The organism is Pseudomonas sp. V88_4 (genome assembly GCF_029967985.1).
GTDB classification, from domain to species: domain Bacteria; phylum Pseudomonadota; class Gammaproteobacteria; order Pseudomonadales; family Pseudomonadaceae; genus Aquipseudomonas; species Aquipseudomonas glycinae.
This window is the reverse complement of sequence record NZ_JASCAF010000040.1, coordinates 150,629-175,942: the sequence shown is the minus strand read 5'-3', so window position 1 is coordinate 175,942 and position 25,314 is coordinate 150,629. Positions and strand designations below refer to the sequence as shown.

Below are 25,314 nucleotides of genomic sequence, written 5' to 3'. Positions count from 1 at the left end.
TTTCATGCTGCGCCTTATCGTTCCCACCGCTGCCATTCTGCTGGCCTCGTCCTTCAGCGCTCAGGCTGCATCCCTGAGTGAGCAGAATCTGAACCGAGAGCTGCGCAATGTCGCCGCACAAAGCAGCGTCGGCACGCCACGGGCGATCAACGAAGACATTCTTGATCAGGGCTACACCGTCGAAGGCACCACGCTGATCAACCACCTGAGCGTGCAAAAGAGCCACGCCGACAAAATGCGCGCCGATCCCAAAGCCGTGTATTTCCAGCTGGGGGCCTCGGTCTGCAACAACCCGTCGTACCGCAAGCTGATGGCCAAGGGCGCGATCATGCGTTATGAATTCACCGAAGTGAAAACCAATAAGGCGATCGGCTCCGCCAGCTACCAGGAATCGGACTGCCCGAAAGCGGCTCCAGCGAAGAAGAAGTAATCATCTCGACGTGGCGCGCCGCTGTTCATCCTCGGCGCGCAGTTCGGCCAGCAAGGCCTGCAAGTAACGCGAGCGGCGATCCCCTCCCGCCAGGCGTCGGCAGCACTCCTCTTCGAGACTCACATGGTTGGTCTCGGCTGATGCTTTCAACAATCGATACAGCTGCGCATCGATCTCCAGAATGACTCTGGTCATGTGTCCTGCCTCCTTGCCACCCGCAAATCCTTGAATAGCGTGCACCTTGCGTACGCTCGTTGACGCAAAGTTGTCGTACGGCGCCTTTAACTTAGTAAATCAGAGCATTCAGCCCTCGACGTGGCATCGGACGAGCGGTGAAAACACTTCGCAAAGTGACAATAAGCAGTTGCCAGCAAAGACTTTGCGGCGCGATGTTCAATGAGCGAAAAATGCTTTGAGGGTCTAGATTCAACGTATTCCCGATCTTTTATTAACGGCAGGAAAGGAGCTGCCGGCTGTTTGTTTTCTTGCAGCGCGGCACTGACGCCGCACGTCAGGGCCGAAAGCTCTGTGCAGAAGGAGAAGTTGCATGCCTTACCAACCGAATGACCTGCTCAGCCGTCATTTTCAGGAAAGCGGCCACGACCTCATCAGCAAGGTCGAAGAACAACTCAACCTGGTGTCACCCAATAGCCCGAATTCCCCCATCTACCGCGACATGATCCTGACCGTGCTGCGCATGGCCCAGGAAGACCATAACCGCTGGAACGCCAAGATCACCCTGCAAGCCCTGCGCGAACTGGAGCAGGCCTTTCGCACCCTTGAACAGTTCAAGGGGCGACGCAAGGTCACGGTGTTCGGCTCGGCTCGAACCCCGGTCGAACATCCCCTTTACGCTATGGCTCGGGAACTCGGGGCCTCGCTGGCTCGCTCGAACATGATGGTCATCACCGGTGCCGGCGGCGGAATCATGGCCGCCGCCCATGAAGGTGCCGGCCGCGATCACAGCCTGGGGTTCAACATCACCCTGCCCTTCGAACAACATGCCAACCCCACCGTGGACGGTACCAATAACCTGCTGCCGTTCCATTTCTTCTTCACCCGCAAGCTGTTCTTCGTCAAGGAAGCCGATGCGCTGGTGTTGTGCCCCGGCGGGTTCGGCACCCTGGACGAAGCCTTGGAAGTGCTCACGCTGATCCAGACCGGCAAAAGCCCTCTGGTGCCGGTGGTTCTGCTGGACGCACCGGGCGGAACGTTCTGGCAAGGCGCGCTGGACTTCATCCGCCAGCAACTGGAGGAAAACCGCTACATCCTGCCGACCGACCTGAAGCTGATGCGCCTGGTCTACAAAGTTGAAGAGGCGGTGGAGCAGATCAACCAGTTCTACGGCAACTTCCATTCAAGCCGCTGGCTCAAGCGCCAGTTTGTCATTCGCATGAATCACAAACTTAGCGATCAGGCCCTCGACCATATGCAGGAGGCTTTTGCCGATCTGTGCCTGAGCGATCAGTTCCATCAACACGCCTACGCTGGCGAAGAACACGACGAGGCTCAATTCAGTCACCTGACGCGCCTGGCATTCGCGTTCAATGCCCGAAACCACGGGCGTCTGCGGGAGCTGGTGGACTACATCAATCTGCCGAAAAACTGGGCCCAGTCAAAACCCCAGACCGCGCAACGCAGCCGCGAACCGTCGAAGGTAACGTGAAGGCAAAAAAAACGGCCCGCTATCGAAATAGCGGGCCGTTTTTGATTTTTCCGTTGGGCTGGAGCGATTTAATCGTCCATCCCTCTGCCGCTGAACAAGCGGTTGATCATCTCCATCGAGAATCCCCGGTACGCCAGGAATCGACCTTGTCTGGCGCGTTCCTTGGCATCGCCGGGAAGTTGTCCGGAGAACTTCCGTTGCCACGTGTCCGTTAGCTGCTCCTGCCAGTTGATGCCGCTCTCGCGCAAGGCGAGTTCGATATCGGCGCGTTGCAAACCGCGCTGGCTCAGTTCTTCGCGAATCCGCAGAGGGCCGTAACCGGAGCGGGCGCGATAGGAAACAAAGCTTTCAAGATAGCGGGCTTCGGAAAGCAGCCCTTCTTCCGTCAATCGGTCGAGGGCTGTTTCGATCATCTCGGGGGGAGCGCCACGCTGACGCAGTTTGCGCGTCAGCTCGACTCGACCGTGCTCGCGGCGTGCGAGCAGGTCCATGGCGGTTCGCCGCACCGCGACGAGGGTATCGAGTACGGCGGTTGTCATCGGTGCAATCAGATATCAGCGTCAGCCAGGTCGTCTTCGGTCTCTTTGACCGCAGAGGCCTTGGAATCAGCAATCACAGCTGGCGACAGCAGTTTGTCACGCAGTTGCTTCTCGAGCTTGGCCGCGACTTCCGGGTTGTCCGCCAGGAACTTGGCCGAGTTGGCCTTGCCCTGACCGATCTTGGTGCCTTCGTAGGCATACCAGGCGCCGGACTTCTCGACAAAACCGTGCAGTACGCCCAGGTCGATCATCTCGCCGTTCAGGTAGATACCCTTGCCGTAGAGAATCTGGAACTCGGCCTGACGGAACGGCGAAGCCACCTTGTTCTTCACAACCTTGACGCGGGTTTCGCTGCCGACCACTTCGTCGCCTTCCTTCACCGCGCCGGTACGGCGGATGTCGAGACGAACCGAGGCGTAGAACTTCAGCGCGTTACCACCGGTGGTGGTTTCCGGGCTACCGAACATCACGCCGATCTTCATGCGGATCTGGTTGATGAAGATCACCAGGCAGTTGGCGTTCTTGATGTTACCGGTGATTTTACGCAGCGCCTGGGACATCAGACGGGCTTGCAGGCCCACGTGCATGTCACCCATTTCGCCTTCGATTTCTGCCTTCGGTACCAGAGCGGCCACGGAGTCGACGATGATTACGTCAACGGCGTTGGAGCGCACCAGCATGTCGGTGATTTCCAGGGCCTGCTCGCCGGTGTCCGGCTGGGAAACCAGCAGGTCGTCGACGTTGACGCCCAGCTTGCCGGCGTACTCTGGGTCGAGGGCGTGTTCGGCGTCGACGAAGGCGCAGGTCGCACCGGCTTTTTGAGCCTGGGCGATCACGGACAGCGTCAGTGTGGTTTTACCGGAAGATTCAGGACCGTAGATTTCAACAATACGGCCTTTTGGCAGGCCGCCGATGCCGAGTGCGATGTCCAGACCCAGAGAGCCGGTGGAAATGGCCGGGATCGCCTGACGGTCCTGATCGCCCATACGCATTACGGCACCCTTGCCGAATTGACGTTCGATCTGACCCAGGGCCGCAGCCAAGGCTTTCTTCTTGTTGTCGTCCATTAAAGTCCTCACGTAATCAATAAGGCCTGACGGCCAACACCTGTATAAGTAGCCAGTATTATTCCACAGCGTTCACGGATCGCCTACCCCTGATTTTCGATTTCTCGTGCCGCTAGTCGCAGCAAGCCCTCTAGCGCGGCCTTCACCGTTTGTCGGCGGACTTCGTCGCGGTTACCGGCGAAGTGCTGAACCTCACTGGAAACCGCGTCACCCACGCCCCAGGCCAGCCAGACGGTGCCCACCGGTTTGTTCGGCGAACCACCGTCCGGCCCGGCCACGCCGCTGACCGCCACGGCAAACCGCGCCAGGCTTTTTTCCTGGGCGCCGCGCACCATGGCCTCGACCACTTCGCGACTGACCGCACCCACAGTGCCGAACAGCTCCGTCGGTACATTCAGTTGCTGGGTTTTCTGGCGGTTGGAGTAGGTCACGTAACCCGCCTCGAACCACGCCGAACTCCCAGGAATGCGGGTGATCGCTTCGGCAATCCCGCCACCGGTACAGGACTCGGCCGTAGTGACGTGGGCATTGAGCAACTGCAGACGTCGGCCAAGTTCGGCCGCCAGTTGAGTGATTTCTTTCACGGCGCGCTCCGGATCGGATGGAATGGCTACCACCGTACACGAGCCGGTTGCGCTTTCAATACACAAGCTTATTCAAAATGTGCAGGCGCCAGCGCTCTGATATAGGCCTGACAGGCCTGCAAGGCAATCAGTCCGCGATCGCCTTCGCCGGTGATGGCGACAATTCGTCGAGCATGCGCCGGGTCAAGTCGGGCGCGTACGGCTGCATGATCCACGCCGCCGGCGCCGGAGGCGGCTGGCACACCACAGCCTTGGGCAGCGTCGCCTGCGTCGATGAGGACTGACAGGCGCAGATCAGCAGTGGCAAGGCGATCGCGCAGGCGATCCTGATCACGTTGGGCATCGTTCAGTGCTCGATAATGGGTTTGTTCGCTGGCCGTGAGGCGTTGCTCCAGGGCCAGACGCTTGTCCTGCTCGGCCTGTTGCGCGGTGGCAGAGGCCGAAGTCAGTTGATTGAGGATTTCGGCATGCAACCGCGCCTGTTCGGCCAGTTGGCGACCGTAGCGCCAATCCTGAAACTGCCAGGCCAGCGCCGCCGCCCCTGCGGCCAGCAGCACCAGGCCGATCAGCCGCCAGACGCTCAGACCGAAGGCTGGCATAGCACCGCCCTCGCCCGCCCCCAGAGTTCCAGGCGATCCTGCAAGCCGTTCAACCCGCCGTTGATCCGTCGGGTAATGCTGTTGAACTCATCACGGTCGGCCAGCGCGTTCAGGCCGTTCTGCGCCCAGAACCATGCGGCAGACTCGGCCGCCCATTGCGGTTGTTCCAGCAGTTCCGGCAGCGCCAGCAAGCGCTCGTCACCGAACAGCCCAAGGCTGCACTGGCGATAGTTGGTGCGGCCGGTGATCTGGATCAGCCCGCGCCCGCGATACTTCTGCCCGTCGCCATCGGCCTCGGGCGTGTTGCCCAGACGCAAGGCCAGCGTGCCGGTGTCGTATTTGCTCAGGTATTGGTTGTTGCCCAGTTCACGCACGTACTGCAATTGCCCCGACTCGTGTCCGATCTGGGCGAGAAACGCGGCAATACGCTTGGGCGTGTCGATGCGATGGCGCGCCATGGCGTCGTTGAGCGGTGAAACAAAAACGCCCGCTTGGCGGCGGGCGTTGGGCATGATGTTGAGTAGGTTGTCTTCAGTGATTTGCATGATGCTCGATCCTCCCTGGATACGCCGATTGAATCACGGTTGGCGACCAACGCCCCCCAGCCATTTTTTTGCCAGAGTTGTCAGGGTGCTGTTCGGTGCAGATTCCTCAAATGCTTCATTCAAGGGCAACACCTGGCCACCGGACAAAAGCCACGCTTGATATTCCAGCCAATCCCTATTGGCAGGATCCTGTGGAACATATGCCAGGTCGCTCAGACGAAGAACGCCGTTGGCGGTCAATTGATAACTCATGGTTTCTCCTAAAATTCGGCGTCGGCAGTCCATTCGATCTGCAAGGTCTGACCGGGCAAGCTGCCGACCGGGGTAACGGTGGCAAACGAAATGGCACGCTCCGTCAATCCCTGCACAATACTGCCGGTACATGGCCCCACGGCCTGATTCCACACCTGATTGCTGGTATTGCCAGGGCAATACATGACGACGGTAGGTAACACCCTCTTTTGCACCAACATGCCTGTCGTCATAGCAAACTGACCGCTATTGGCAGGCGCCGCTTGCGTGAACGTTGAAATGCAGGTGCTAGAGCCATTGTTCGCCCGTACCGGCAACGAAGTGGCAAAGGACTTCTCGAAGTAACGCTGGCAAAGCATCAACTCTTCAGCCACTGGACGATACTCGAAAGGTGTGGATACCGGTCCTTCCTCCATTTGGATCTGCGCCAGATCCACGGTCTGCAGCACATTCAAAGGCAGGTCAAACGCAAGCCTCAGAAAGTTGCTGGCGCCCAGCATTTTCCCGGCAATGCCCGAGACTTGAAACGTTGCGCTGTACTTCTTCCAAGATGTGCCCAACTGGAAAACATCGATGGTTTTTTCAACAGATTCGGAGCCTGCAGAACCGAAGTTCTGAGTAACCGACACTCTTAACGGCCGGGCCGCATCGGACCGAGCCCAGAATGTAACGGTGGCGTTTTTACCTGCCAGGGTTCGTACCGACTCAATAGCTTGGGAGATTCTGTGTACCGTGGCTCCGGCTCCTGCCTGGGTTTGTTGCCACCGCAGGAAAAACCGCGGCTCGTCGGCGACTTCCGTTTGACCGGGTGCAAAACCCTGCTGAGATATGGCGACTCCTGCACTGCCATTCCAGTCGCAACGAAAACGATCAGCCACATAGCCGCCAATGTTTGGCCCGAGGTTGGTTGGACCGCGTTGCCAGATATCAAACCCGCCATTGATCAGTACGTTCCGGCGATACACCTGCACCGGAAATTGTTGCAGCGGATCGGGCTTTGCCAATTGACGAATCGCCTGCGCCAGTTGATCGGTCTGCTCCTCATCCGGCGTCAGGCCGGCGGCCGTGATCGCGTTGAGAATCTCCTGCGTCACACTGTTGCCCCAATTGGCCGGGATCAACGATCCCGGTTTTCCGGCAATCGGGTCTTCATCGACGAATTTGCCATTCTCCAGGCCTGAGCCGGGAACGCTTTTCGGGTAATCCATTTCCGTTTCCTTTATCTGCTAGAGCGCCGAAGCCAACCAGCGCGGCGCTACCGGACGATGCTCGCTGAACGGGAAAAACGAGGCCTGGGGCCAGTCGCGCAGCGCTCGCCGAAACGTTTGCAGTTCGGCGTATTGCTCGGTGGTCAGCGTGGTGCCGCCGCCGTCCTCCAGCTCATCGCGATCACGGGCCACCAGGCCGTCGGTCGCGGCCAGTTGCGCCGTGCGCCAATGGCGTTCGATATCGGCGGCTTCTTCGGGACTCGGTGGCGGCGGATCCACCAGAATCGGAAACCCGTTGCTGTTGTTGACGCCAATCACCTTTGGCGAGACAGCCAATTGCTGCAACAGGGAGATCCAGTACGCCTGAGGAATTTCGATCACATCCTCGGGAATGTCCGAGGTGTTGATACCGGGTACATAAACGGCCCGGGTAGTTGCGCTGAAAAACACATTGAACGGGTTCATTCAGTAGCCCTTTGCAAAATAATAGATACCCCAGTTTGCCGAGACGGCCCCGTTATAACTGCGGACCTTCAAACGGCATCCGGTTCGGCTTTCCGATCCCGCGTACTGAACGACCATGGCTCCATCGCCGCCCGAATGGATGGCGACAATCGATGAAAAGGCGGTCGGGAATGCGATCGGAAAGGTCACATAGACATCGCCATTGGAATCGGTCGTCCCAACTCCCCATTGATCGATGTTGCCGCTGGGAAAGCGCTGGTAACCGACATTGCCGTAGACGCCGGAATGGGCCGTCGCATACCGGTCGCTGACCGATCCGCCATACAGTCGCCACTGTCCGGTCAACTTGACCAGTTGCGCCGAATCACCGAGGCCAAGCTTGAGTGCGCCGATGGTGCCGTTGCAGGTTTCAATGGCTTCATTGCCGGTGGGACTGATCGTCAGAACGCCATTCCCGGCGTTGAGGATATGCAGGGTCCCGGCATGAGGAATATTGGCAACGGAAGGCAGGGTCGCCGTAATCGACGTGGCGCTGGAAAAACTGGCCACGCCGCCCACGCTGGCCGCTGTCAAAGTCGTACTCGTCGGATAGGAGGCGAAACCGGAAAACTGCAGACCGCTGCGGCTCACGAAAGCGGTAGTGGCGACCGACTGACTGTTGTCGAACTGCGGCGCGGTCGCAAACAGTTTGTTGCTGCGCAATGCCGTCAGCACTTGGTCGGTTCGAGTATCGGACGGGGTGAGGCCAGCGGTCTGGATGACGGTCAGCAGCTCCTGAGTGATGCCGTTGCCCCAGCTGGCCGGGATCAAGGATCCCGGCTTGCCGGTGACCGGATCTTCATCGACAAACCTGCCGTTCACCAGACCTGCGCTGGGAACACTATTGGGGTAGTCCACGGTTTATCTCCTTATCTGAATTCATGGGTTGTGTGAGGGCTTCAGCCAATGTCCGTGGCCAGCCACTGGGGCGCTGACGGCCGTAAAACGGAGGACGGAAATGCGTCGGCACCTGGCCAGTCGCGCATGGCCTGGCGGTACTCGAGCAACTCCAGATACTGCTGGGCCTTGAGCGTTGTTCCGCGTCCCAGTTCCTGCTCGTCGCGGTGGCGGGTGACGAGCCATTCGCTGGCTGCCAGTACGGATTGGCGCCAGGCGCGCTCTTGCGCCAGAGGCTCTTTTTCTTCGACGGTGAATGCCTGAACGACAACAGGACTTTGCAGTTCGCGCGAAGGCTCGATAGCGGAGGGCGCATCGGCCATCGGCGCGCCGATTTCGACCTCGACACCTTCGGGCACCTGTACCATCGCCGCGACGAAAGCAGGCGCAAACAGTTGCTCGATCGCATAGTCACCGGTGTCGATCACTTCGACCGCGACACCGTTCTCAATACGTGCATAACGGGCCATTACTCGTACTCCCAGATTTCACAAAAGGCATTGCCGCCGACGCCGCTCACGACAGATGCGGAAGCATTGGTCGAGCAGGAACCGCTGCCTCCCGAGCCGCGAACACCGGGCGTACCATTGCTGTTCACACCTATCAGCGGTGCACCACCATCAAACGGGCTTGGGCCTCCGCCCCCGCAGAGCACACCCCAATTGGCGTTGTACATCGCATAGGTGCCGGGGATGCCACGAGCGCTGCAGAGGTTGCCGCCCGTAACGACCTGCCCGCCCGGGCCGCCTTGTACGAAGCCGGACGCAGTGGCGGACGTCAGGACTGTAATCGTCTGCCCGCCCATGCCACCCGAAACACTCAGGTAGGATCCGAAAGAAGCGCCGCCGCCCGCCTGGCCAGCCGCGTTACGCGGGGCACCGCCGGCGCCCAGGGTGACCGGAACACCTGCGAGCATTTCCGGCGTAACGTCGTACAGACTTTCCCCGTAAGCGCCCGCCCCGCCACCGCCGCCAATGCCTTGATAAGTGGCCGGGATAGGGGCACATCCGCCCCCCGATCCACCCGCCCCGACCAGCCGAACGCGAATCCGTTTGGCCCTCGGGTTCGGCTTGTAAACTGTGATCCCGACCGTCTCGATCTGCCTGACCGCCAACAACCGCCCCACCGCATCGGTGATGCCGTAGCCCGCCAGCGTGGTCGGGGTGTTCTTCAATTTGGTGAAGTCGACGAGAGCGCCAATGGCCGTTGCCAACTGATTGGTCTTGCTCTCGTCCGGCGTCAGTCCGGCGGCCTTGATGGCGTTGAGAATTTCTTGCGTGACACTGTTGCCCCAGGCGGCGGGGATCAATGATCCGGGCGTGCCGGCAACCGGGTTTTCATCGATAAAACCGCCGTTGACCAGGCCGACGCCGGGGATGCTGTTTGGATAATCCATTGCACGGTTCCCTGTGCTGCAGTCAGTTGGTTACGGTTGCGCCGGGCACTGCCGGCCATATGACTTCGCCGGGGAAGCCGGCCTGTTTTTCGATGCGGTTCAGCTCGACGCTGTAGAGCTTCCACTCGAGCAATTGCAGTTGCTCTTCGTGGCTGGCATCGCCGATGTCCTCGGCGTATTGCAGGGGGGCGATGCGCAGGACAGCGTCGCGCAGCAGGGCGTCTCGCTTGTCGAAAAGGCCAGACTTGATCGCGGACAGGTGGGCCGTTTCATCGAGCATCCACGCCTGACCATTCCAGATATATCCCTCTCCTGGCCAGAGATCGGCAGTGAGGTCATCCGGTAGCTCACCGGGTTCATCCCAGATCTGTTTCGCACCACTGTCCTTTCTGTAAACCACTCCCCGGTGATCGGTCACTTCACGAGGAACGCCGTTCACCAGAACCCAGACACGGCCATTTCCAGGCGATGGCAATTCGAAAGGCAACTGCATTGAATTGCTGGGCAACTGAACGCCAAGTCCAGGCGTCTCGACAAACTCAAAGGGACCGGACAGGCAGCCCACATGATCGAACAGATAATTAAACATGAGCACCTCAGATAAGTTTGATCCGGCCCGGATAGGCAATGTTTCGAGGACGGGTGATGCCGCCATGATTCAACAGGTCTGCGTCGGAAATCGGCGAAACCGTTTCAGAAGGGGTGATGTATTTGACCGTGGAGCCCGCATAATCGGTGTAATTCCCCACGTCGAACCCCAGCAGGGCCTTCTGGGAAATGATGTTCGTTGCGAACAGAATATTGTCGCCAACGCCATTGTCGCCCTGGACCAGCGAGCCTTTTTGCCAAGACCCCGGCACACGTCCCGGATCGATCAAACCGCCTTCAGACAGTACCCGCAGGAACTCGCCGCGGGCTTCTGGCAATCGGAAGTTTGTGGCTCCATCTCCAGAGGACCATGCACCGCCGCGATCAGCTTCGGAACGCAACATGCCGGACTGCTGCGCGTGATCCCAGAGCCACGGCCAGTCCGAGCGGCTCACTAAAGAGCCATTCAAAGTGGCATAGCCACCCGGTAAAACGGAAAGAGTGGTCTCGAAGGCAATATGCCCCAGCGACGAGCCGTCCAGGCGTCCGACAGGCCACCAGCTACCCGCTGCGTCACTGCGCAGATGCCACCAGTCGCCGCCACCCATCAACACCAAAAACGGATAGCCGCTGGGTGAAAGATGTGTGTGAAAACGGATGCGGTCGGAACCCGACGCCTGAACGATCAATCGGTTGCCGCTGTTATCCATGCGCCGAACAATCACATCGCGTATACCCAGCCCCGCGTTCGCCGGCGGCAACGTCACCGTCACAGCACTGGATCCGCCATCAATCAGCACCAGGCCCAGCTCCGGGTCAGTCAACGCCCTGGATGCAGTCAGCCGTGTTACCACCGAACGCATCGGACTGGCATTGCCGACAATCGATTGAATGGCTCTGAGCAACTGACCGGTATCGGCCTCGGCGGCTGTCAGCCCGGCGCCGGTAATCACGTTAAGAATTTCTTGTGTAACGCTGTTGCCCCACACCGCCGGAATCAAGGAGCCGGGCGTTCCGGCCACCGGATTTTCATCGACGAACCGGCCATCGACCAGGCCGACGCTGGGGACGCTCTTCGGATAATCCATTGCGTTATTCCCTAGTCATAGTTGATATGCACCTTGGTATGCGCCGGTGCCGCCCGGTGGATCAGGCATTCCAGCGCCGACCCCGGATTCACGCCGAAGCGCTCGCCCCAGTAACTCGCGCCGAAACGCCGGCCGAGCAACAGCCGCCCGCCAGTGTTGAGCGTCCACATGAACTGCGCTTCCCAGGTGCCCCAGTGCGCTGCGCCGAAACGCGAACGGCCCATGCGCGGGGCTTCGAGTTCGGTGATGGTGGCATTGGGATAACCCTGGCTTTTGGCGATTTCCAGGTAGTAGCCGACGGCCTGGCTGCCGACCGCCAGCAAGCGGCGGCGCACAGCGAGGCGACGGTCGTCGAACAACGGTGTGGCGCCGAGGCACGGGTCGGGCAGGTTCATCACCTGCTCCCAGTCCGGCACCAGTTCGCTGACGCCAGCCGGGTCCATCTCGTTGAGCAGGTCGGCGGCACGGGCGTCGAGGCGCGCCAGTTCGACGGCGACGCCTTGCAGCACTTCCTCGAGCTCCGGCACGCGCTCCGGATCCCATGCCGGACCGCTCGGCAGCAAGGCGCGCAGTTGCGCCTGGTATTGCGCGGCGGTTCTTATGGCAGCCATACGCAACCCCCGAAGGTGAGCAGTTCGCTGTCACCCGCGGCCACGTTCGCCACCGGGGCCGAAAGCACATGATCGGTTTCACCCGCCGCACTGCTGATCGCTTCGCGGATATGGCTGATCAACAGATCCTCGCCCAGGTCGGCTTCACGGTTATGCAGGTCGCGCAGCTGAGTTTCGACGGCGGCACGCACGGCAGTGGTGTCGGGGATCAGCTTCAGTTGATAAGTCACCGGCTTCTGCACCGGCGGGCGTACATGCACTTCGGCGGTCACCGGGCGCAGCGGCTCAATGTAGGCCTGCACTTCGGCCAGTTGCTCGGCATTCGGCACCGGTTGCGGATCGTCGTCGCGCATGATGTACACGCCGACGGTGCCCGGCCCGAGGAAGCCGCCACGGCACCACGCGCGAGTCACGCCCGGCACTTCCAGTGCCCAGGTTTCATAGTCGCTGGCGGAACCGCCGTGGGGGATCACGCGATAGGAACGGATCACCCGCGAGCGCAACGACTCCAGGCTTTCCCGCGCCACGCCGCCATTGAGTCCCGGCGCCAGCACCACAAAACTGTTGCTGACCACCCCGGCGATCGGCTGCACCGGCGTCAACGCCAGCCCGGCCTCGGCGTTGCCCAGGCTGCCGGCATCCAGCGCGGCGATGCTGGTGCTGTTGACGCCATTGACGGTGGTGCGCGCGACGGTGACTTTGAAGGTGCGACCGTCACTCGCCTGCAGCAACGTATCGGCGTCCAGCACCGCGCCCGCCGTGGCGTTGAAGCTGACCGTGCCGGTGGCAACCTGCGCCGGTTTGCGCGGTTGGTTCAGGCGCAGGGCGGCGATGCGTTCCAGGGTCGATTCATCGGCGGTGTCGGGCAGGATCTGCTCGGCAATCCAGTCGAGGTAGCCGTACAGACCATAAGCGGCGCCGCCGAGTGTGCGGGCCAGGACTTGCGCATCGGACTGGCGCAGCGAATCGCCGGCCAGGTCGCTTTGGGTGCGCTTGATCAGCACCGGCAGCGAAGGGGTTTCAAACGGCATAGATCACCTGCCAACTGTTATCGGGGTTGATGTCCAGGCGTTCGCCGTCGGCCAGGGTCAGGACCGTGCGCAGGTTCAGGCGCTGGGCGTCGAGGCGTTCGCTGATGATGTCGATGGCGCTGCAATGGCCGTCGTCGATCAGCCATTGCAAGGCTTCGCGGGCATAGAACTCGGCGTCCATCTGGGTCTGGCGGGTCAGTTTTACCCGGCGCAGCAGCCACAGCCGCGAGCCGATACGATCGTCGGCCACGGTGGGAAAGGTGTCGCCCCACCAGCCGAAACGCTCCTCGTCGTCGAGGGCATCGTCGTCGGCGGCGCGGCGCCAGGTGAACAGGCTGATCAGCACCGCACGGGTCAGCGCGGCGTGGAGGTTCTGACTGAAGAGCATCACTGACCTCCCGCCGGCGCGCCGGTCTGGCCACTGCCCGCCTGCACGCCAACGTGCACGTGCTTGATCTGGCTGATGCCGCCGGCCACCTGATCGCCTTTGGAAACGATCTTGCCGGTCTGGTTGATCACCGGCGTGTCGAAGTTCACGGCGGTGCTGGCGCGGATATTGAGCGTGGCGGTTTCGATGTCGATGATCCGCCCGCGCTTGAAGTGAATCTTGTCGCCCTCGTCGGTGTAGATCGCCACCTCGCCGGCCGCCAGCGATTGCAGGCGGTAACGGCGGTCGGCGACCACCAGAGCGATGGCGTGAGAACGGTCACCGCCGAGAAACGTGACGACGCCTTCGGCACCGGCCAGCGGATGGCTGGTAAAGCCGTAGGGCTCGAAGTGCTCCATGTCGTCGTTCACTTCACCGGCGGTGAGGCGCATTTGCAGCGATTGCAGCTTGGATGCCGAATTGGCGAGCACGACAGTGCCGCGCGCCAGCAGGCGTGTCAGTAGGCTCATGAATTGTCCTCAGGACTTTGCCAACACAAAACCTGTGGGAGCGGGCTTGCCCGCGATGGCGGTGTGTCAGGCAAAGTAGTGTTTGCGGTAACCACCGCTATCGCGGGCAAGCCCGCTCCCACAGGGTCAGGTGATGCCAGTCAGGTTCTGCGTCAGGCTCAGGTCTTTTTCGGGGGCGTCGGATTGGCGTCGAAGGTATGCGGCGGCGCCACTTGCAGTGTGGTCAACGAGCCTTGCGCCGACAGCGAATACGTCACCTTGGAGATCAGCATGTCGCCATCGAAGCCGAGCACCGGATCCTTGACCTTCACCAGCGTGTTATGGCGCCACAGATCGCCGTTGGACTGGCGCCAGCCCTGCACCTGATAAGTGGTGGTCAGCGCCCGGCCCATGCGCGTGGCGCTTTCCCACTGGGCCCGTTGCTGGGCCAGTTCGAACGTCAGTTGCGAGCCTTCGTTGATGATCGTGGTACGCCGACGCTTGAAGCTCAGGTCGGTGGCGCTGGATTCAACCTCGCTGACCGCCGCCCCGCTCTTCTTGTCGTTGCCCTTTTGCTGGCCGATCACCTTGTATTCGGAGAACACCTGGCTGTGATCCATCGGCGCATTGGCCGAGAGAATGTTCTTGCCCAGCTCCAGCGCATCGCTGGCGCGGCCGCCGCTGCCCGGTTTGGCCAGCACCAGCCGACCTTCGGCGTCATCGGTGGAAAACACCCGGTACAGCGAGAGCAAACGGTCGATCGACTGAAACACGGTTTCACCCGGAACGATGGTGTGTTTGCTCAGGCGCGCAGTCTCGGGAATTTCGTTGACCACAAACTGCGAGTATTCCCCGGCCAGGGCCTGGACGATGTTCAACAGCGGCTGCTCCTGCCATTGGCCGGGGATGTTTCGCGCCGCGCAATCGACCAGATCCTGGGTCTTGGAACTGCCTTCGATGCTCAGGCTGATCTGCCGCCCGTCATAGCTGATCGGGGCCTTGAACACATAACCGGTGAGCACCAGATCCTGGCCGATCCGCACTTCGCACGGGTCGCCGGCCTTGATCCGCTGATCCACGGTCTGCCCCGGCCATTGCCAGGTGATGTCGAGTTTGAAGGTGCGGAACTGGCGCTCCAGGTCCGCGGTGATCTGCACGCTTTTCCAGCCGCCGTACTCCATGTTGTTGACGGTCAGCGTGACGCGGTTGTCAGTCTCATTCATGGCTCACTCCCGGGAAACCTTGACTTCGTTGGGTGAGTACCCCGGATGAGACAGACCGTTGCGCTGAATGACCTCGGTCACCCGGGTGGCGTCGCCAAACTGCTTGTAGGCCACGACCACTGCCGGAAAGGTTTCCTGGAAAGTTTTGCTGACCAGTCGCACACCGGACGAAGCCACAGCCTTGAGGTGCGCGATCAGCGCTTCCTTCACATCGGCGATGGCTTGATAGTGCGCGGGGTCGGCCTTGTCCTGGGCCTTTTGCAGCGCGTCGCTCAACTCTTTTTGCAGGACTTGCAGATCGTCGGTGACCGGCACTTCCTGACGGCTGACCGGCTGCTTCGATTGCTGATCCAGCGAAGGTGTCGAGTTGAGTTTCACCGGTGTCGACGCCACCGGCATCGAGGCCACCCACTGCGCCACTTTGACGATCAAGGTGTCCTGCACCAGGTTGGCCATGGCTTGCGCGGCGGCGTTGGTGTCCTTGCCGGTGGTGATTTTCGGCGCGTCGGCCTTGCGGATGGCTTCGATCTGTTGGGACACGTCGGCAATCACGCCACGGTAGCCCTCCTTCGCGAATGCCTTCAGCTCCTTGATATCGCCGAGCAACCCCTTGAACTCCGCCGCCACTTCCTTGGGCAGCTCCTTCACGGCCCTGACCAGCTCGGTGATCTGCTTGTACTGCGCGATCAGCGGTTTGAGCTGTTCCTTGATCACGTCGTACACCCCGGTGAGGCTGTTGCGCAGATTGGCGATGCCGATCCGCGCGGCCTTGATCAGGGTCATCGCCTGTTCGAAACGCGCCACCGCCGAACCGAGCAAACCGTCGGCCTTGATCAGCAGGACTTTTTGCGTGCTGACCGTCGCCGTCGGAAACGGCAGCGGCCGGTCGGGGTAGAACTTCAGGCTGAACGTCACCATCCCGCCGTCCTGGCGGGTATGGGTCATGTCGCACTCGCCGACCTTGACCTGCAAGCGTCCCAGCCACGGGTGCACCAGTTCGCCGCTGCCCTGCTCCAGGGCCTGGAGCAGCTTGTCGCGCTGTTCCAGGCAATCGGCACCGATGATGAACGCCGTCAGGTCGTGGGTCTTGGCCTGCTGGCCGAGGTCCTCGAAAAACGGCAGGTCGCGTTGCGGGTATTCGTGCAGCTGCCCCTTGCGACCGACCGGGGTTTTCGCCTGGTCGATCCAGAAACCGACACCGCGAAAGGATGCCGGCAACAAACGGTCACGCCAGTTCATTGGAACCTCCCATGGACAGCGAGCGATAGCCGATGCGCGAACTGAGCGCCAGCCCCGGTTGATTGGTTTGCGGTTGATCGGTGCGCAGCCCCGCCGGCGCGTTTTCGAAGCGTACTGTCAGGCCACCTTCGAGTTGCGTACGGTTGTTGGCGGCGCTTTGCTGGATCAGGGCGCTGGAGGATTGCGGCAATGAACCGCCCTGCAACGCACTGCCGCCCTCGGGTTTCGCACTGGCACCGAAGAAGGCCGGCGCCAGTTCGCCCTTGCCTTCGGCATTGGTCTGGCGTTGCGCTTCAGTCAGGGTTTCGACCTTGCCGGTGACCTTGGCGATCAGCCCGGCGAAACCTCCATCGAACAACTCCTTGATCGGCGCGATGACGGTTTGCAGCTTTTGCCACAGCTCGCCGAACCACCCGACAATCGGCCCCCAGCTCTCGATGATCTGATCCAGGGGTTTCCATTCGAACAGGCCGTGCAAAAAGTCCACGACCGGCGCGGACAGCGCCAGCACAACACCCCACAGCGCCGAAAAAACCTCACCGATCGGCTGCCAGTACTGCGCAATCTGCTCCAGCGGCGACCACTCGAACAGACCGGTGAAAAAACCTTTGACCTGTTGCACTGACGTTTGCAGTGCCGTCCAGATCGGTTCGAAGAATCCGACGACACCACCCCAGGCGCTGGTGATCATTTCCATCGGGAAAAAATCGAACAGTGCCCGCAACGTATCCCGGGTGCTTTGCACGGCCGATTGCAGCGTCGTCCACACCGGCTGGAAGTACGCAACAACACCGCCCCAGGCGCTGGTAATCATCTGCATGGGCGAGAAGTCGAACAACGACACCAGAAAATCTTTAGCCGGTTGCGCGACCTTTCGCAGGCCGCTGAACATCGGTTCGAAGAACCTGACAACACCGCCCCACGCACTGTTGATCATCTGCATCGGCGAGAAGTCGAACAGGTCTCTAAGGAACGCCATCACCGGCACACTCAAGGCCTTGAGCAGTTCCCAGATCGCCGAAAACAGACCGGTCAACGGCCCCCAGTTTTCCAGGATCAGGCCTGCGGGCGACCACGAGAAAACCGACTTGAAGAAGTCGATCACCGGCGCGGTCACGGTCTTGACCTTGTCCCAGATTCCCGAGAAGAAACCGGTGACCGGTTCCCACAGCGCCGCCAGTGCCTCCAGCGGCCGCCAGTCGAGTACCGAGCGCAACGTCGCCATTGCACTGGCCCCGGCATTTTTCACGCTCTCCCATAATCCGCTGAAGAACGCGGAAATCGGTGTCCAGTTGGCCACGATCAAACCGGCCGCCACGGCAATGCCCATGGCGATCAGCATGATCGGGTTGGTCTTGAGCACCATGCTCATGACGTCCATCACCTGAGTCATACCGGTGACGGCGGTCTGCATGGCGGAAAACGCAATCGCCCCCGCTGCCAGGCCTTCGACCAGTTTCGGGTTGTCGGCCATCAGGCTGCCGACCTGGGTCAGCACCGGCTCCAGCCCGACCACCAGCGCACCCACGGCAGGTACGAGTGCGGCATCCACCGCAGCGGAGACCTTTTCCATGGATGCGCTGAACACGTTCATGTTCTGCGCGGCCGCTTTCGGTGTTTCCGGCAGGTCGACGGTTTTCGCCGTCTCGCTGACTTCGGTCAACTTGCCCTGAAACGCCGCAGCCGATTTGATGCCGTCCACGAACGGCGTAATCACGCTGCCGCCCTTGAACAGACCGCTGATGTCGAGTTTGCCGAGGCCGGTCTGTTCGAGGTTTTTCTTGAAGTCATCGACCTTCACTCGCAGGGCGCCGAGTTTGGGTGACAGTTCGTCGATGCCCGTAAGCAGTACCGACGCTTTAGCTTTGGTTTCTTCTGCCATCACTGCACCTGCTGCATCGCATTGATCCGTTGCGCGTGCTCCAGCGATTCGCGAAGCACATCCAGTGGCCTGGCCATCATCTGTTCGGGGTCAACCTTCCAGAACCAGGCCAGGTCATAGGCGACCGAAATCAGGTCGGTGATGGCTCCGACGCCGCACTCATGAAAAAACTCGCAACGGCCCAGCTCAGCGCGTTGAGGTCAGCCAGATCCAGCTGGTTGACCGACGACGGCGGAATGCCGGCGCACACGGCGATGTATTTGGCCGCCACGTCCATGTCGAGGCTGACCTCTTCGCTCTTGTCGATCTTGTACGGCAGCGCCTTGATCGCTCGCACTTCCTGCACCGTCGGACGGCGCAGGACGAGTTCGGTCAGGGGCTCGCCGTGAGCTTCGATCGCAACTTGAAGCTTCACGGCGCCGCTCATTGCCAGGTCCCCTTGATGCCTTCGAATTTCAGTTCGATGGTGGCGTCATCGCCTTTGGAGACGGGTTCTTCGACCAGGTAGGCACCGGCCAGTACGTAGACTTTGCCGTTGCTGAATTCGCAAGTGACGGTGATGTCGGTGCCTTCGATCAGCTTCTTCAACGGGAAGTCTGCGGTGTGCAGCGCGGTCACCTTGAACGATGGCGCGATGTCGGTTTCCTTGTAGAAACCCGGCACGACGGTTTCGCGTTTGACGGCCATCAGCGGGGCTTCGCAGCCGCCGTTGATAGTCAGTTGTGCACCGTCGACCTTGACGTAGCAGGTGCCTGCAATCAGTTGACCCATGGTGTTACTCCCTTCAAATAAAAAGCCCACTCGAAGTGGGCTGGATTCACAGATTCAAACGGGCCGGTCAGGCCGCGTCGTCGTACTGCAGGCGGAACTGGTTGAGCAGTGCGAACACGCGCAGACCGTTGATGTAATCCGGCGGGAACAGCACGTTTACGCGGCTCGGGTCCTGCACGTCGCGCTCGACGATCAGGTGCTCGGCGAACAGCTCGGCGTTTTCCACGTGGCCTTCGAGTTCGAGCTTGGCGTACTGGGCGATCAGCTCGCCGCGAATGGTCGCCGGGGTGACGATCGGCTGGCCGGCGCCGAAACGGGTGCCGTCGGAAGCCAGTTTGTGGCGACCGTACTTGCTGGTGATCACGCTTTGCAGACGACGCACGATGAACGCCGACTGGTGCATGGTTTCGCTGTCCAGGTACGAGTTGTCAGCCTGGCCGTAAGCGTTCTTCTGGTAGGTGGTGATCGAGCGCTGGATGCGCACGTAGCCGCCTTCGTAGTACGCGGTGGCGATGCCGTAGTTGAGCAGCGACTGACGCTCGGTCAGGGTGAAGCGCTCGCTGGCCGGGGCCGGATCGACGCCCGGCAGACTGCCGCTCTGGGTCGGACGGCTGGCGTCGGCGGAGATGAACACCGCAGTGCGCGCGGCCAGTGCTGCAGCTTGTACCCACACCGGTTGCGGAACGCCCGGTTCCAGCGCCTGAATGGTCATGTGCTGGTCGTTGCGTGCCTGACCGGCTGCCACCAGCGTGCCGACGGTGCCGCGCTTGGCACTGTAGACGTGACCGAACAGTTGCTTGGCCCACGACCAGCGACCGGTGCTGTCGTCCATCACCGCTTGCCAGGTGTTGAGGGTGGCCAGGTCGGACCATGGCAGTGTGATGAACTCGAACGGCTCGTCGCCCAGTGCAGCAACCGCTTCAACCTGGTCAGGCACGCCGACGCCGCCGGTCATTGCGGTGATCGCGGTGGTCAGGCCGGCCGGGGTTTCTTCGCCGTTGCTCTTGCCCAGGCGATTGAATTGCAGGCTGATGTCGTTGCCGCTCTCGCCGGTCCATTTGGCGTTCAGAGTGACGACGCCTTCAGCGGCGGCTGCGCTCACCGGCAGATCGGCGGTGGCGTTGATTTTCTGTGCCAGGGCGGTGGCCGCCTGGGCAGCAGTGGCACCGTTGACCACGGTGGCCTGGACGCGGACGCCGCCGACATACAGGTTGAGCACGCCAGCCTGGGTCGCGGTGCCGGTCAGGGTCAGCACGCCTTTGGCGATGGCGCCGGTGGCGTTGTGCAGCGGCAGGCACCAGATCTCACCGATCGGGTCGGCCTTGCGGAAGGTCTCGTACATCGACGCCAGCATCGAGCCCTGGCCACCAATGCTCTTGGCCAGTGCCACGCTGGAGACCAGCACCAGTTTGCCGACTTCGCTCGGGGCGATGTTGTCGTTGACCTGCGCCACGATCAGGCGGCGCATGGACGAGGACGCGCTATTGGCGGCCGAGTTGTCCATTTCGGCATAGAACAGCGGTACACGAATGTCCGCAGGGATGTTGCTGAATCCGATCGCCATTATTTGGCTCCCTTTTGTTTGGCTGTTGCGGTTTTGAGGGTGATATCGCCGTCGGCCAGACGTCGGCGCCACCAGGCGCTGTCCAGCACTTCACGGCCTTCCAGTGGCAGCAGGTCGCCGGCTTCCGGGTCCGGCACGGCGCGGCCAGGGGCCGGCACTACGGTGATGCGGTTGCTCATGGGGTTACGTCTCCAGAGAAAGTCATTTCCACGCGCCCGTCAGGGCCCGGGTGTTTCAGGTTGGGGTCGGCCGGGTCAATCGCATCGACCCGCACAGTGACCCCGGTAAAGGACGACAAACCGTCCAGTTCGCGTTCGTGCCAACTCTCCGCAGGCTGACTTGGCAGATTGCGGCCCAGCTGGAACTCGGCAAAAAAGCGCAGCCGGTAGAACGCGCGGCTGCTGTTGATCGAGACCGTTTCGCCGCCGTCGTAAACGATGGCGCTGTAGCTGGAATCGGGTTTGAAACCCACCAGCGCACGCCACAGTTCGGCGCGCAGGTCGTGCAACAGATCCAGCGCTTTTGTGGCTTCCGTGGCATCCAGTGCCAGGATGATTTCAAAGCGGTCGCGGATCGGTTGGCTGGAGGAGTTCTGTGCGGTGCTGGCACTGGCCACGTCGGCCAGCGGTAAAACATGGGCCGAGGGCGTCGGCAGATTCGGGTCACCTTGCAACAGCGCCAGGTCGACACCTGTCGCGATATGGCCGGCAAGGCTTGGGCATTGCGCACGCAGCTGCGTGAGGATCGGGGAGATCTTCATGGGAGCGTTCCAGGTTTTATGAGTGACCACAGAGAGGTGTGGCGGTGAGACCGGGGGATCAGTCCTTGGCTTTTGCCTCGGGATCCCGGCCGTTGGCTTCGATCAGGCAGCGATAGCTTTCCTCGCGCTTGCCACTGGCGGTGACCTTTTCAATCGACCAGCGCCCGCGCATGAAATCCGGCCAGGTATCGTCGAGCACCAGCAGACCTTCGGCCGCCAGCAACGGATCGCCCGGGCAGGTGACCTTCAGCTTGTATTTCTCGCGCAGCATCTTGCGCACTTCGGCCTCGCCGATGGCTTTGGCTTCTTCTTCGCTGGCCAGTTTCTGGCGAATGACCTTGTAGGGTTCGGAACCGGTGATCACTTCGCGCAGCTTGCCGAGCGCACTGTCCCAGAATGAGGTTTTGCAACCCTGATTCTGGGTGCGGGCGGTTTCTTCCAGCGTGGCGCTGATGAAGGCGTGATCGCCCGGTCGATTGTTGTGGGTGACCGACAGCCTGACGTCCGGTATGACCTGTCCCGACAGGTTTTTCAGTTGCGCCGGTTTCGCCAGTACGTAGAGGTCGTTGAACGGTTTGGCCACCGCGTCGTACTTTTTCGCCAGGCGTGTGATGAAGCTCATGTCGGTTTCGTTCGACTGGTCGACATGGGCGATCCTGATCAGCGCCAGTTCGGGATCCACGCGCGGCGAGAATCCGTGTCTCGAAACCAGCTCGCGAAACAGTCCGCCAAGGGTTGTAGGGCCATGACTGGCCGTGCGCCGTTCCTTGAATCCGGTGTCGTCCTTGCCGCTGAAAGGCGCGGCGGTCGCGACCAGCGTCAGGCGTAGCGGGAACAGCGTCGGTGTCAGTCGAGTAACCTTGAACTGGCCTTTTTCGACCAGCCCGGTCTCCAGATAACCCACCCGCAAGCCGATGGTTCCGCCCAGGGTCGGCAAGCCTTCCAGGCCTTCCAGATCAAGTACCAGCGTCAGTTGATCGGACTCCATCCCGGCGGCATCGATGTGTTCCCAACTGATCAGACGCTGGTTCAGCAAGGCTTCGTTGGCGCCGTAGATTTCGATCGCCGGCGTAAATCCCTGTGCCATGCAGCCTCCTTAATCCCAGGCCAGAACCGGTTTGATTGCGACCGGTTTCGCGTCGAGTTCCGGCAGCGTCACCCAGACACCTGCCGGCAGGATCGGGCCGTGCTCGGCCAGGGTCGGGTTGAGTGTCCACAGGGCTTCTTCGGCGCTGTCATCACTGCGACCGGTTTCGCGGTACAGCAAAAGATTCACCGAGTCACCGGCCACGCTTCGTACTTTACGCATTGTTGAACTCCGACAATCCGATGACCCACTTGATCACCATCGCGGTGCCGTCATCGATGACCTCGCTCTGGTTTTCGTCGATGCTGTTGATCCGCCACAAACCCCAATTGCGACCAATGCCGTCAATCAACGGCAGCGGCACTCTCAACGCTTGCAGCGCACGCAGTTCATCGAGCCGCTCCATCGCCACGGCGTACATCGAGGTACCGGTGATGGTCAGGGTTTCAGGCTTTTGTCCTGTCTGATGGGATCTGGGTTTGCTGTTGAGGATCTGCAGATCAGTCCAGCCACCCTCGGATTTACGCGTCAGCGTGCTGTACGCAAAATTCCGGGACAGACCGAAGATGAAACTGCCCAGTGCCATTTGTTGTTTCATCGGGCGACTCCATCGGTCAGGGCTGCGTCACGGCGGGTGGCGAGCGGGTTGTTGGTCAACAGCGGCAGGAACTGGCCGTGGAATTGCCCGCTCAGTTGCTGCCCGATGATCGTGCGAATCTGCTCGGCAGTGTCCGGTGCCGGACAGGTGACCTGGATCAGTGGGGAGAAGGTGACTTGCTGGTTTTGACTTTGGGTGGGAGCGTTGACCAGGTTTTTCGCGACATCTCCCGGCGCAGCGAGTTTGTCGGCGGGCGGGTCTGCGAGTAGATCTCCTATCCATGAGCCCGCCATTCCACCCAAAGCACTCCCGATGCCTATGCCGAGACCTGGAAAAACAACCCCGCCGATCACAGCGCCAATGGCTGCCCCTGCCAGCTCGGCTTTTGCGCTTCCCACCGCTTTTTCATCACCTTCACGCAGGCCTTTCAGGCCTGTGTAAGCGGCGTGCGCCAGCACTACCGGGGCAGCGACCCTCCCCACCAAAGGTGCCATCCGGGACAGCATCGGCATGACCTTGGGTCCGAAGCTCCGCACTGCAGGCAAGACCCTGGCAGACGCACGTTTGATCGAAGGCATGACCTTCATCGCTGCACCGCGCAGTCGACTGCCCAGGCTTTGACGAACAGCGGGCGTGCGGGGCCGGGCACCTTTCGCAGAGGCTTTGGCCTGCTTGCCCTGACCCGACTTGCGAGCCGATCGTTTCTTTTTGCGACCGCCGCCGTTGTCATCGTCACCGGTGATCATATCGCCGATTTCAGACGGTAAACGTGCCGCGGCCAGGCGCAGAAGTCTCGTGGAGACCGCATCAAGCACGGCAGACACGCCGGTTTTCAGAGCGCCCGCCACGAACGGCGTGGCAGCCACACCCAGCAATGTCAGTGCTGCGGTGACGAACGGGAAAGTTTCGGCGGCTGCGCTCAGTCCATTGACCACCGCAGTGAGCCCGATGGCGAAGCCGTCCGTCACCGGGGCCAATGCATTGCCGACTGCCGTGGACAGCCGGTTTAGACTCGCATCCAGCGCATTCCAGCGTCCCTGCGATGTATTGCCATAAGCCTCAGCGGTTTTTCCCGTCGAGCCTGCATACAGGGACTTGTCAGCAACCAGCTTGAACGCCGTTTGAACATCCTCAGGCTTCTTCAACAACTCGAGGATTGCATCATTGTTGCCAAACAGCGTTTTAGTCAGCGAAGCCTGTTTCTCCTCAGGCTGTTGCTTGAGTTGTTCCAGAACCAGCTGGATCGTTTCGGGTGCATTGCCACTCATCCCGTGCGCGAGCGACTCCGGGTTCAGACCTATGTCGGCCCAGGCCGAGCGCTGCGCCGATGACGCGGACTCTCCCTTGCCCAGAACCGTCGTGAAACTCTTCAGCGCCGCTCCGGCATCGGTCTTGTCAGCGCCGCTGTTGAGGAACGCCGCCGCAAGTGCAGCCACTTGCTCAGGTGTCATCCCGGCAGCCTTGGCGTCCTCACCGGCGCTTTGAACGACGGAGCCGATGTCCGCGGCTTTGACGTTCAGGCCACTGTTGCCAAGGTAGTTGGTTGCGTCTGCCAGATCCTGGCTCTGCACCTGATCAAGCTTCAAAGCGGTGCGCCAGCCCGACAACATTTCGCCAGCCGCCTTGACATCCATCTTGAAGGCCGAGGCATTGATGGCGGCATCACGGGAGAAATCCTGCAACGCCTGCGTTTTCTGCTCGCCCTTCAGACCATCACTGATGCCGGACCGCAGCCCTGCGAGTTGCACTTGCAACAGATCCGCGCCGGTAGCCCCGCTGGGGGCAACCCGTTTATCACTGGCGATTTCCAGGTTCTTTTCCGAAAGAGCCTGAAGCGATTTCGTGCTCAGGTGCAGCACCTGATTCAATTCAACCAGCGCCGTCTCGTTGGCCATCGCCGATTGCAGTCTTTTCGGTGGCGGACGCTGCTCGATTTCCGCCTTGAGTTTTGACTTCGGCTCACTATTGGCGGCTGGCGGCGCCGTGACGACCTTGAACAACGACTGCTGGCTGACCAGCAGTTCCCGCAGCTTGATCTGCTCCTGCGTGAGTAAGCGAATATCCACGCTGGCCAGCGCTATAGTCAGATTCAAGTCCTGCAGCGGTTTGCCAAAGCCATCAGGCACCGCCAACCCGGATGCTGCGTTGCCACGCTCATTGGCGTATGTGAGCGCAAATTTGCTCTCTGCCATGCCGCTCTACTCCTGTTTCACGCCAAGGCGAGTGATCGCTATGTCGTAGCGGCGCAACGCCTTTTCGGCGTCCCACTCCAGAATTTCCGCCTCACTTACCGGGTAAATGAGCGGCAC

General features: G+C 61.0%; 32 protein-coding genes. 2 read left to right on the top strand and 30 right to left on the bottom strand.

Annotated features, from left to right (window positions below; all coding sequences use genetic code 11):
* The first annotated feature begins 4 nt into the window (after positions 1-4).
* On the top strand, positions 5-430 hold the full coding sequence (locus QLG12_RS16070; protein ID WP_197868699.1) for a PA3611 family quorum-sensing-regulated virulence factor: 426 nt from the start codon (positions 5-7) through the stop codon (positions 428-430).
* On the opposite strand, the gene QLG12_RS16065 is transcribed toward QLG12_RS16070, so the two are convergent.
* On the bottom strand, positions 431-625 hold the full coding sequence (locus tag QLG12_RS16065) for a hypothetical protein (RefSeq protein ID WP_197868700.1): 195 nt from the start codon (positions 623-625) through the stop codon (positions 431-433). It abuts the gene before it with no gap.
* Positions 626-977: 352 nt separating this feature from the next.
* Here QLG12_RS16065 and QLG12_RS16060 point away from each other — a divergent pair, with 352 nt between their 5' ends.
* A complete protein-coding gene (locus QLG12_RS16060; protein ID WP_282474901.1) occupies positions 978-2,096 on the top strand; it encodes a TIGR00730 family Rossman fold protein in 1,119 nt (372 codons plus the stop codon).
* Positions 2,097-2,164: 68 nt separating this feature from the next.
* Here the strand turns inward: QLG12_RS16060 and recX are convergent, their stop codons facing one another.
* The 29 genes from recX to QLG12_RS15915 form a co-directional block, all read right to left on the bottom strand.
* Positions 2,165-2,635 (bottom strand): recombination regulator RecX, encoded by a 471-nt coding sequence (gene recX / locus QLG12_RS16055; protein ID WP_039771298.1) that lies wholly within the window; start codon positions 2,633-2,635, stop codon positions 2,165-2,167.
* A gap of 8 nt (positions 2,636-2,643) precedes the next feature.
* Positions 2,644-3,702, bottom strand: coding sequence for a recombinase RecA (gene recA / locus QLG12_RS16050; protein WP_003222269.1), 1,059 nt, complete (start codon positions 3,700-3,702; stop codon positions 2,644-2,646).
* Between the two features lie 83 nt (positions 3,703-3,785).
* Positions 3,786-4,286 carry a CinA family protein gene (locus tag QLG12_RS16045; protein ID WP_197868702.1) on the bottom strand — a complete coding sequence of 167 codons (501 nt, stop codon included), beginning with the start codon at positions 4,284-4,286 and terminating at the stop codon, positions 3,786-3,788.
* A gap of 68 nt (positions 4,287-4,354) precedes the next feature.
* Positions 4,355-4,885: a lysis system i-spanin subunit Rz gene (locus QLG12_RS16040; RefSeq protein WP_197868703.1), complete on the bottom strand. Its 531-nt coding sequence runs from the start codon at positions 4,883-4,885 to the stop codon at positions 4,355-4,357.
* Positions 4,867-5,430 (bottom strand): glycoside hydrolase family 19 protein, encoded by a 564-nt coding sequence (locus QLG12_RS16035; RefSeq protein WP_197868704.1) that lies wholly within the window; start codon positions 5,428-5,430, stop codon positions 4,867-4,869. The genes QLG12_RS16040 and QLG12_RS16035 overlap by 19 nt, the downstream gene beginning before the upstream one ends.
* 33 nt (positions 5,431-5,463) lie before the next feature.
* On the bottom strand, positions 5,464-5,682 hold the full coding sequence (locus QLG12_RS16030) for a hypothetical protein (protein WP_197868705.1): 219 nt from the start codon (positions 5,680-5,682) through the stop codon (positions 5,464-5,466).
* An 8-nt stretch (positions 5,683-5,690) separates the two neighbouring features.
* Positions 5,691-6,890, bottom strand: a complete 1,200-nt coding sequence (locus tag QLG12_RS16025) for a carbohydrate-binding protein CenC (RefSeq protein ID WP_197868706.1) — start codon at positions 6,888-6,890, stop codon at positions 5,691-5,693.
* A gap of 18 nt (positions 6,891-6,908) precedes the next feature.
* The gene (locus QLG12_RS16020; RefSeq protein ID WP_197868707.1) at positions 6,909-7,355 is read right to left on the bottom strand and encodes a phage tail assembly chaperone; all 447 of its coding nucleotides are present in this window, start codon (positions 7,353-7,355) and stop codon (positions 6,909-6,911) included.
* Positions 7,356-8,252 carry a phage tail protein gene (locus QLG12_RS16015; RefSeq protein ID WP_282474900.1) on the bottom strand — a complete coding sequence of 299 codons (897 nt, stop codon included), beginning with the start codon at positions 8,250-8,252 and terminating at the stop codon, positions 7,356-7,358.
* Positions 8,253-8,293: 41 nt separating this feature from the next.
* Positions 8,294-8,761 carry a phage tail assembly chaperone gene (locus QLG12_RS16010; RefSeq protein WP_282474899.1) on the bottom strand — a complete coding sequence of 156 codons (468 nt, stop codon included), beginning with the start codon at positions 8,759-8,761 and terminating at the stop codon, positions 8,294-8,296.
* Positions 8,761-9,687, bottom strand: a complete 927-nt coding sequence (locus QLG12_RS16005; RefSeq protein WP_197868710.1) for a hypothetical protein — start codon at positions 9,685-9,687, stop codon at positions 8,761-8,763. The genes QLG12_RS16010 and QLG12_RS16005 overlap by 1 nt, the downstream gene beginning before the upstream one ends.
* Positions 9,688-9,709: 22 nt before the next feature.
* Positions 9,710-10,276 (bottom strand): tail fiber assembly protein, encoded by a 567-nt coding sequence (locus QLG12_RS16000; protein ID WP_197868711.1) that lies wholly within the window; start codon positions 10,274-10,276, stop codon positions 9,710-9,712.
* Between the two features lie 7 nt (positions 10,277-10,283).
* Positions 10,284-11,363, bottom strand: coding sequence for a tail fiber protein (locus QLG12_RS15995; RefSeq protein ID WP_197868712.1), 1,080 nt, complete (start codon positions 11,361-11,363; stop codon positions 10,284-10,286).
* Between the two features lie 11 nt (positions 11,364-11,374).
* A complete protein-coding gene (locus QLG12_RS15990) occupies positions 11,375-11,974 on the bottom strand; it encodes a putative phage tail protein (RefSeq protein WP_085697370.1) in 600 nt (199 codons plus the stop codon).
* Complete coding sequence (locus QLG12_RS15985; protein WP_282474898.1) at positions 11,962-13,005, bottom strand: baseplate J/gp47 family protein; 1,044 nt, start codon at positions 13,003-13,005, stop codon at positions 11,962-11,964. The genes QLG12_RS15990 and QLG12_RS15985 overlap by 13 nt, the downstream gene beginning before the upstream one ends.
* Complete coding sequence (locus QLG12_RS15980; protein ID WP_007954906.1) at positions 12,995-13,393, bottom strand: phage GP46 family protein; 399 nt, start codon at positions 13,391-13,393, stop codon at positions 12,995-12,997. Before QLG12_RS15980 ends, QLG12_RS15985 begins: the two co-directional genes overlap by 11 nt.
* Positions 13,393-13,902 (bottom strand): phage baseplate assembly protein V, encoded by a 510-nt coding sequence (locus tag QLG12_RS15975; protein ID WP_197868716.1) that lies wholly within the window; start codon positions 13,900-13,902, stop codon positions 13,393-13,395. Before QLG12_RS15975 ends, QLG12_RS15980 begins: the two co-directional genes overlap by 1 nt.
* Positions 13,903-14,060: 158 nt before the next feature.
* Positions 14,061-15,104 (bottom strand): phage baseplate assembly protein, encoded by a 1,044-nt coding sequence (locus QLG12_RS15970; protein WP_236194249.1) that lies wholly within the window; start codon positions 15,102-15,104, stop codon positions 14,061-14,063.
* Between the two features lie 3 nt (positions 15,105-15,107).
* Entirely contained in the window at positions 15,108-16,343 is a 1,236-nt protein-coding gene (locus tag QLG12_RS15965) for a DNA circularization N-terminal domain-containing protein (RefSeq protein ID WP_282474897.1), read from the bottom strand.
* The gene (locus tag QLG12_RS15960; RefSeq protein WP_282474896.1) at positions 16,330-18,225 is read right to left on the bottom strand and encodes a phage tail protein; all 1,896 of its coding nucleotides are present in this window, start codon (positions 18,223-18,225) and stop codon (positions 16,330-16,332) included. The genes QLG12_RS15965 and QLG12_RS15960 overlap by 14 nt, the downstream gene beginning before the upstream one ends.
* A 130-nt stretch (positions 18,226-18,355) precedes the next feature.
* Entirely contained in the window at positions 18,356-18,652 is a 297-nt protein-coding gene (locus tag QLG12_RS15955; protein ID WP_003222226.1) for a phage tail assembly protein, read from the bottom strand.
* The gene (locus QLG12_RS15950; protein ID WP_007908779.1) at positions 18,649-18,996 is read right to left on the bottom strand and encodes a phage tail tube protein; all 348 of its coding nucleotides are present in this window, start codon (positions 18,994-18,996) and stop codon (positions 18,649-18,651) included. The genes QLG12_RS15955 and QLG12_RS15950 overlap by 4 nt, the downstream gene beginning before the upstream one ends.
* Positions 18,997-19,063: 67 nt before the next feature.
* Positions 19,064-20,560 carry a phage tail sheath subtilisin-like domain-containing protein gene (locus QLG12_RS15945; protein WP_236194246.1) on the bottom strand — a complete coding sequence of 499 codons (1,497 nt, stop codon included), beginning with the start codon at positions 20,558-20,560 and terminating at the stop codon, positions 19,064-19,066.
* Positions 20,560-20,739, bottom strand: a complete 180-nt coding sequence (locus QLG12_RS15940) for a DUF2635 domain-containing protein (protein WP_039771254.1) — start codon at positions 20,737-20,739, stop codon at positions 20,560-20,562. The genes QLG12_RS15945 and QLG12_RS15940 overlap by 1 nt, the downstream gene beginning before the upstream one ends.
* Positions 20,736-21,320 (bottom strand): hypothetical protein, encoded by a 585-nt coding sequence (locus tag QLG12_RS15935; RefSeq protein WP_282474895.1) that lies wholly within the window; start codon positions 21,318-21,320, stop codon positions 20,736-20,738. Before QLG12_RS15935 ends, QLG12_RS15940 begins: the two co-directional genes overlap by 4 nt.
* A gap of 58 nt (positions 21,321-21,378) precedes the next feature.
* The gene (locus QLG12_RS15930) at positions 21,379-22,407 is read right to left on the bottom strand and encodes a phage late control D family protein (RefSeq protein ID WP_282474894.1); all 1,029 of its coding nucleotides are present in this window, start codon (positions 22,405-22,407) and stop codon (positions 21,379-21,381) included.
* 9 nt (positions 22,408-22,416) lie between these two features.
* Positions 22,417-22,629 carry a tail protein X gene (locus tag QLG12_RS15925; RefSeq protein ID WP_282474893.1) on the bottom strand — a complete coding sequence of 71 codons (213 nt, stop codon included), beginning with the start codon at positions 22,627-22,629 and terminating at the stop codon, positions 22,417-22,419.
* Positions 22,622-23,005: a phage tail protein gene (locus tag QLG12_RS15920; RefSeq protein WP_282474892.1), complete on the bottom strand. Its 384-nt coding sequence runs from the start codon at positions 23,003-23,005 to the stop codon at positions 22,622-22,624. The genes QLG12_RS15925 and QLG12_RS15920 overlap by 8 nt, the downstream gene beginning before the upstream one ends.
* Positions 23,002-25,197, bottom strand: a complete 2,196-nt coding sequence (locus tag QLG12_RS15915) for a phage tail tape measure protein (RefSeq protein WP_197868725.1) — start codon at positions 25,195-25,197, stop codon at positions 23,002-23,004. Before QLG12_RS15915 ends, QLG12_RS15920 begins: the two co-directional genes overlap by 4 nt.
* Positions 25,198-25,314: the final 117 nt, after the last annotated feature.

What these genes read in the sequence shown, in the direction of transcription:
- QLG12_RS15950 (WP_007908779.1), bottom strand. Translation starts at nt 18,996, where the DNA reads ATGGGTCAACTGATTGCAGGCACCTGCTACGTCAAGGTCGACGGTGCA.
- QLG12_RS15945 (WP_236194246.1), bottom strand. Translation starts at nt 20,560, where the DNA reads ATGGCGATCGGATTCAGCAACATCCCTGCGGACATTCGTGTACCGCTG.
- QLG12_RS15930 (WP_282474894.1), bottom strand. Translation starts at nt 22,407, where the DNA reads ATGGCACAGGGATTTACGCCGGCGATCGAAATCTACGGCGCCAACGAA.
- QLG12_RS15960 (WP_282474896.1), bottom strand. Translation starts at nt 18,225, where the DNA reads ATGGCAGAAGAAACCAAAGCTAAAGCGTCGGTACTGCTTACGGGCATC.
- QLG12_RS16030 (WP_197868705.1), bottom strand. Translation starts at nt 5,682, where the DNA reads ATGAGTTATCAATTGACCGCCAACGGCGTTCTTCGTCTGAGCGACCTG.
- QLG12_RS15980 (WP_007954906.1), bottom strand. Translation starts at nt 13,393, where the DNA reads ATGCTCTTCAGTCAGAACCTCCACGCCGCGCTGACCCGTGCGGTGCTG.
- QLG12_RS15935 (WP_282474895.1), bottom strand. Translation starts at nt 21,320, where the DNA reads ATGAAGATCTCCCCGATCCTCACGCAGCTGCGTGCGCAATGCCCAAGC.
- QLG12_RS15915 (WP_197868725.1), bottom strand. Translation starts at nt 25,197, where the DNA reads ATGGCAGAGAGCAAATTTGCGCTCACATACGCCAATGAGCGTGGCAAC.
- QLG12_RS15995 (WP_197868712.1), bottom strand. Translation starts at nt 11,363, where the DNA reads ATGGATTATCCGAAGAGCGTCCCCAGCGTCGGCCTGGTCGATGGCCGG.
- recX (WP_039771298.1), bottom strand. Translation starts at nt 2,635, where the DNA reads ATGACAACCGCCGTACTCGATACCCTCGTCGCGGTGCGGCGAACCGCC.
- QLG12_RS16010 (WP_282474899.1), bottom strand. Translation starts at nt 8,761, where the DNA reads ATGGCCCGTTATGCACGTATTGAGAACGGTGTCGCGGTCGAAGTGATC.
- QLG12_RS15985 (WP_282474898.1), bottom strand. Translation starts at nt 13,005, where the DNA reads ATGCCGTTTGAAACCCCTTCGCTGCCGGTGCTGATCAAGCGCACCCAA.
- QLG12_RS15920 (WP_282474892.1), bottom strand. Translation starts at nt 23,005, where the DNA reads ATGAAACAACAAATGGCACTGGGCAGTTTCATCTTCGGTCTGTCCCGG.
- QLG12_RS15970 (WP_236194249.1), bottom strand. Translation starts at nt 15,104, where the DNA reads ATGAATGAGACTGACAACCGCGTCACGCTGACCGTCAACAACATGGAG.
- QLG12_RS15955 (WP_003222226.1), bottom strand. Translation starts at nt 18,652, where the DNA reads ATGAGCGGCGCCGTGAAGCTTCAAGTTGCGATCGAAGCTCACGGCGAG.
- QLG12_RS15925 (WP_282474893.1), bottom strand. Translation starts at nt 22,629, where the DNA reads ATGCGTAAAGTACGAAGCGTGGCCGGTGACTCGGTGAATCTTTTGCTG.
- QLG12_RS15975 (WP_197868716.1), bottom strand. Translation starts at nt 13,902, where the DNA reads ATGAGCCTACTGACACGCCTGCTGGCGCGCGGCACTGTCGTGCTCGCC.
- QLG12_RS16035 (WP_197868704.1), bottom strand. Translation starts at nt 5,430, where the DNA reads ATGCAAATCACTGAAGACAACCTACTCAACATCATGCCCAACGCCCGC.
- QLG12_RS15940 (WP_039771254.1), bottom strand. Translation starts at nt 20,739, where the DNA reads ATGAGCAACCGCATCACCGTAGTGCCGGCCCCTGGCCGCGCCGTGCCG.
- QLG12_RS16040 (WP_197868703.1), bottom strand. Translation starts at nt 4,885, where the DNA reads ATGCCAGCCTTCGGTCTGAGCGTCTGGCGGCTGATCGGCCTGGTGCTG.
- recA (WP_003222269.1), bottom strand. Translation starts at nt 3,702, where the DNA reads ATGGACGACAACAAGAAGAAAGCCTTGGCTGCGGCCCTGGGTCAGATC.
- QLG12_RS16020 (WP_197868707.1), bottom strand. Translation starts at nt 7,355, where the DNA reads ATGAACCCGTTCAATGTGTTTTTCAGCGCAACTACCCGGGCCGTTTAT.
- QLG12_RS16065 (WP_197868700.1), bottom strand. Translation starts at nt 625, where the DNA reads ATGACCAGAGTCATTCTGGAGATCGATGCGCAGCTGTATCGATTGTTG.
- QLG12_RS15990 (WP_085697370.1), bottom strand. Translation starts at nt 11,974, where the DNA reads ATGGCTGCCATAAGAACCGCCGCGCAATACCAGGCGCAACTGCGCGCC.
- QLG12_RS16005 (WP_197868710.1), bottom strand. Translation starts at nt 9,687, where the DNA reads ATGGATTATCCAAACAGCATCCCCGGCGTCGGCCTGGTCAACGGCGGT.
- QLG12_RS16025 (WP_197868706.1), bottom strand. Translation starts at nt 6,890, where the DNA reads ATGGATTACCCGAAAAGCGTTCCCGGCTCAGGCCTGGAGAATGGCAAA.
- QLG12_RS15965 (WP_282474897.1), bottom strand. Translation starts at nt 16,343, where the DNA reads ATGAACTGGCGTGACCGTTTGTTGCCGGCATCCTTTCGCGGTGTCGGT.
- QLG12_RS16000 (WP_197868711.1), bottom strand. Translation starts at nt 10,276, where the DNA reads ATGTTTAATTATCTGTTCGATCATGTGGGCTGCCTGTCCGGTCCCTTT.
- QLG12_RS16060 (WP_282474901.1), top strand. Translation starts at nt 978, where the DNA reads ATGCCTTACCAACCGAATGACCTGCTCAGCCGTCATTTTCAGGAAAGC.
- QLG12_RS16070 (WP_197868699.1), top strand. Translation starts at nt 5, where the DNA reads ATGCTGCGCCTTATCGTTCCCACCGCTGCCATTCTGCTGGCCTCGTCC.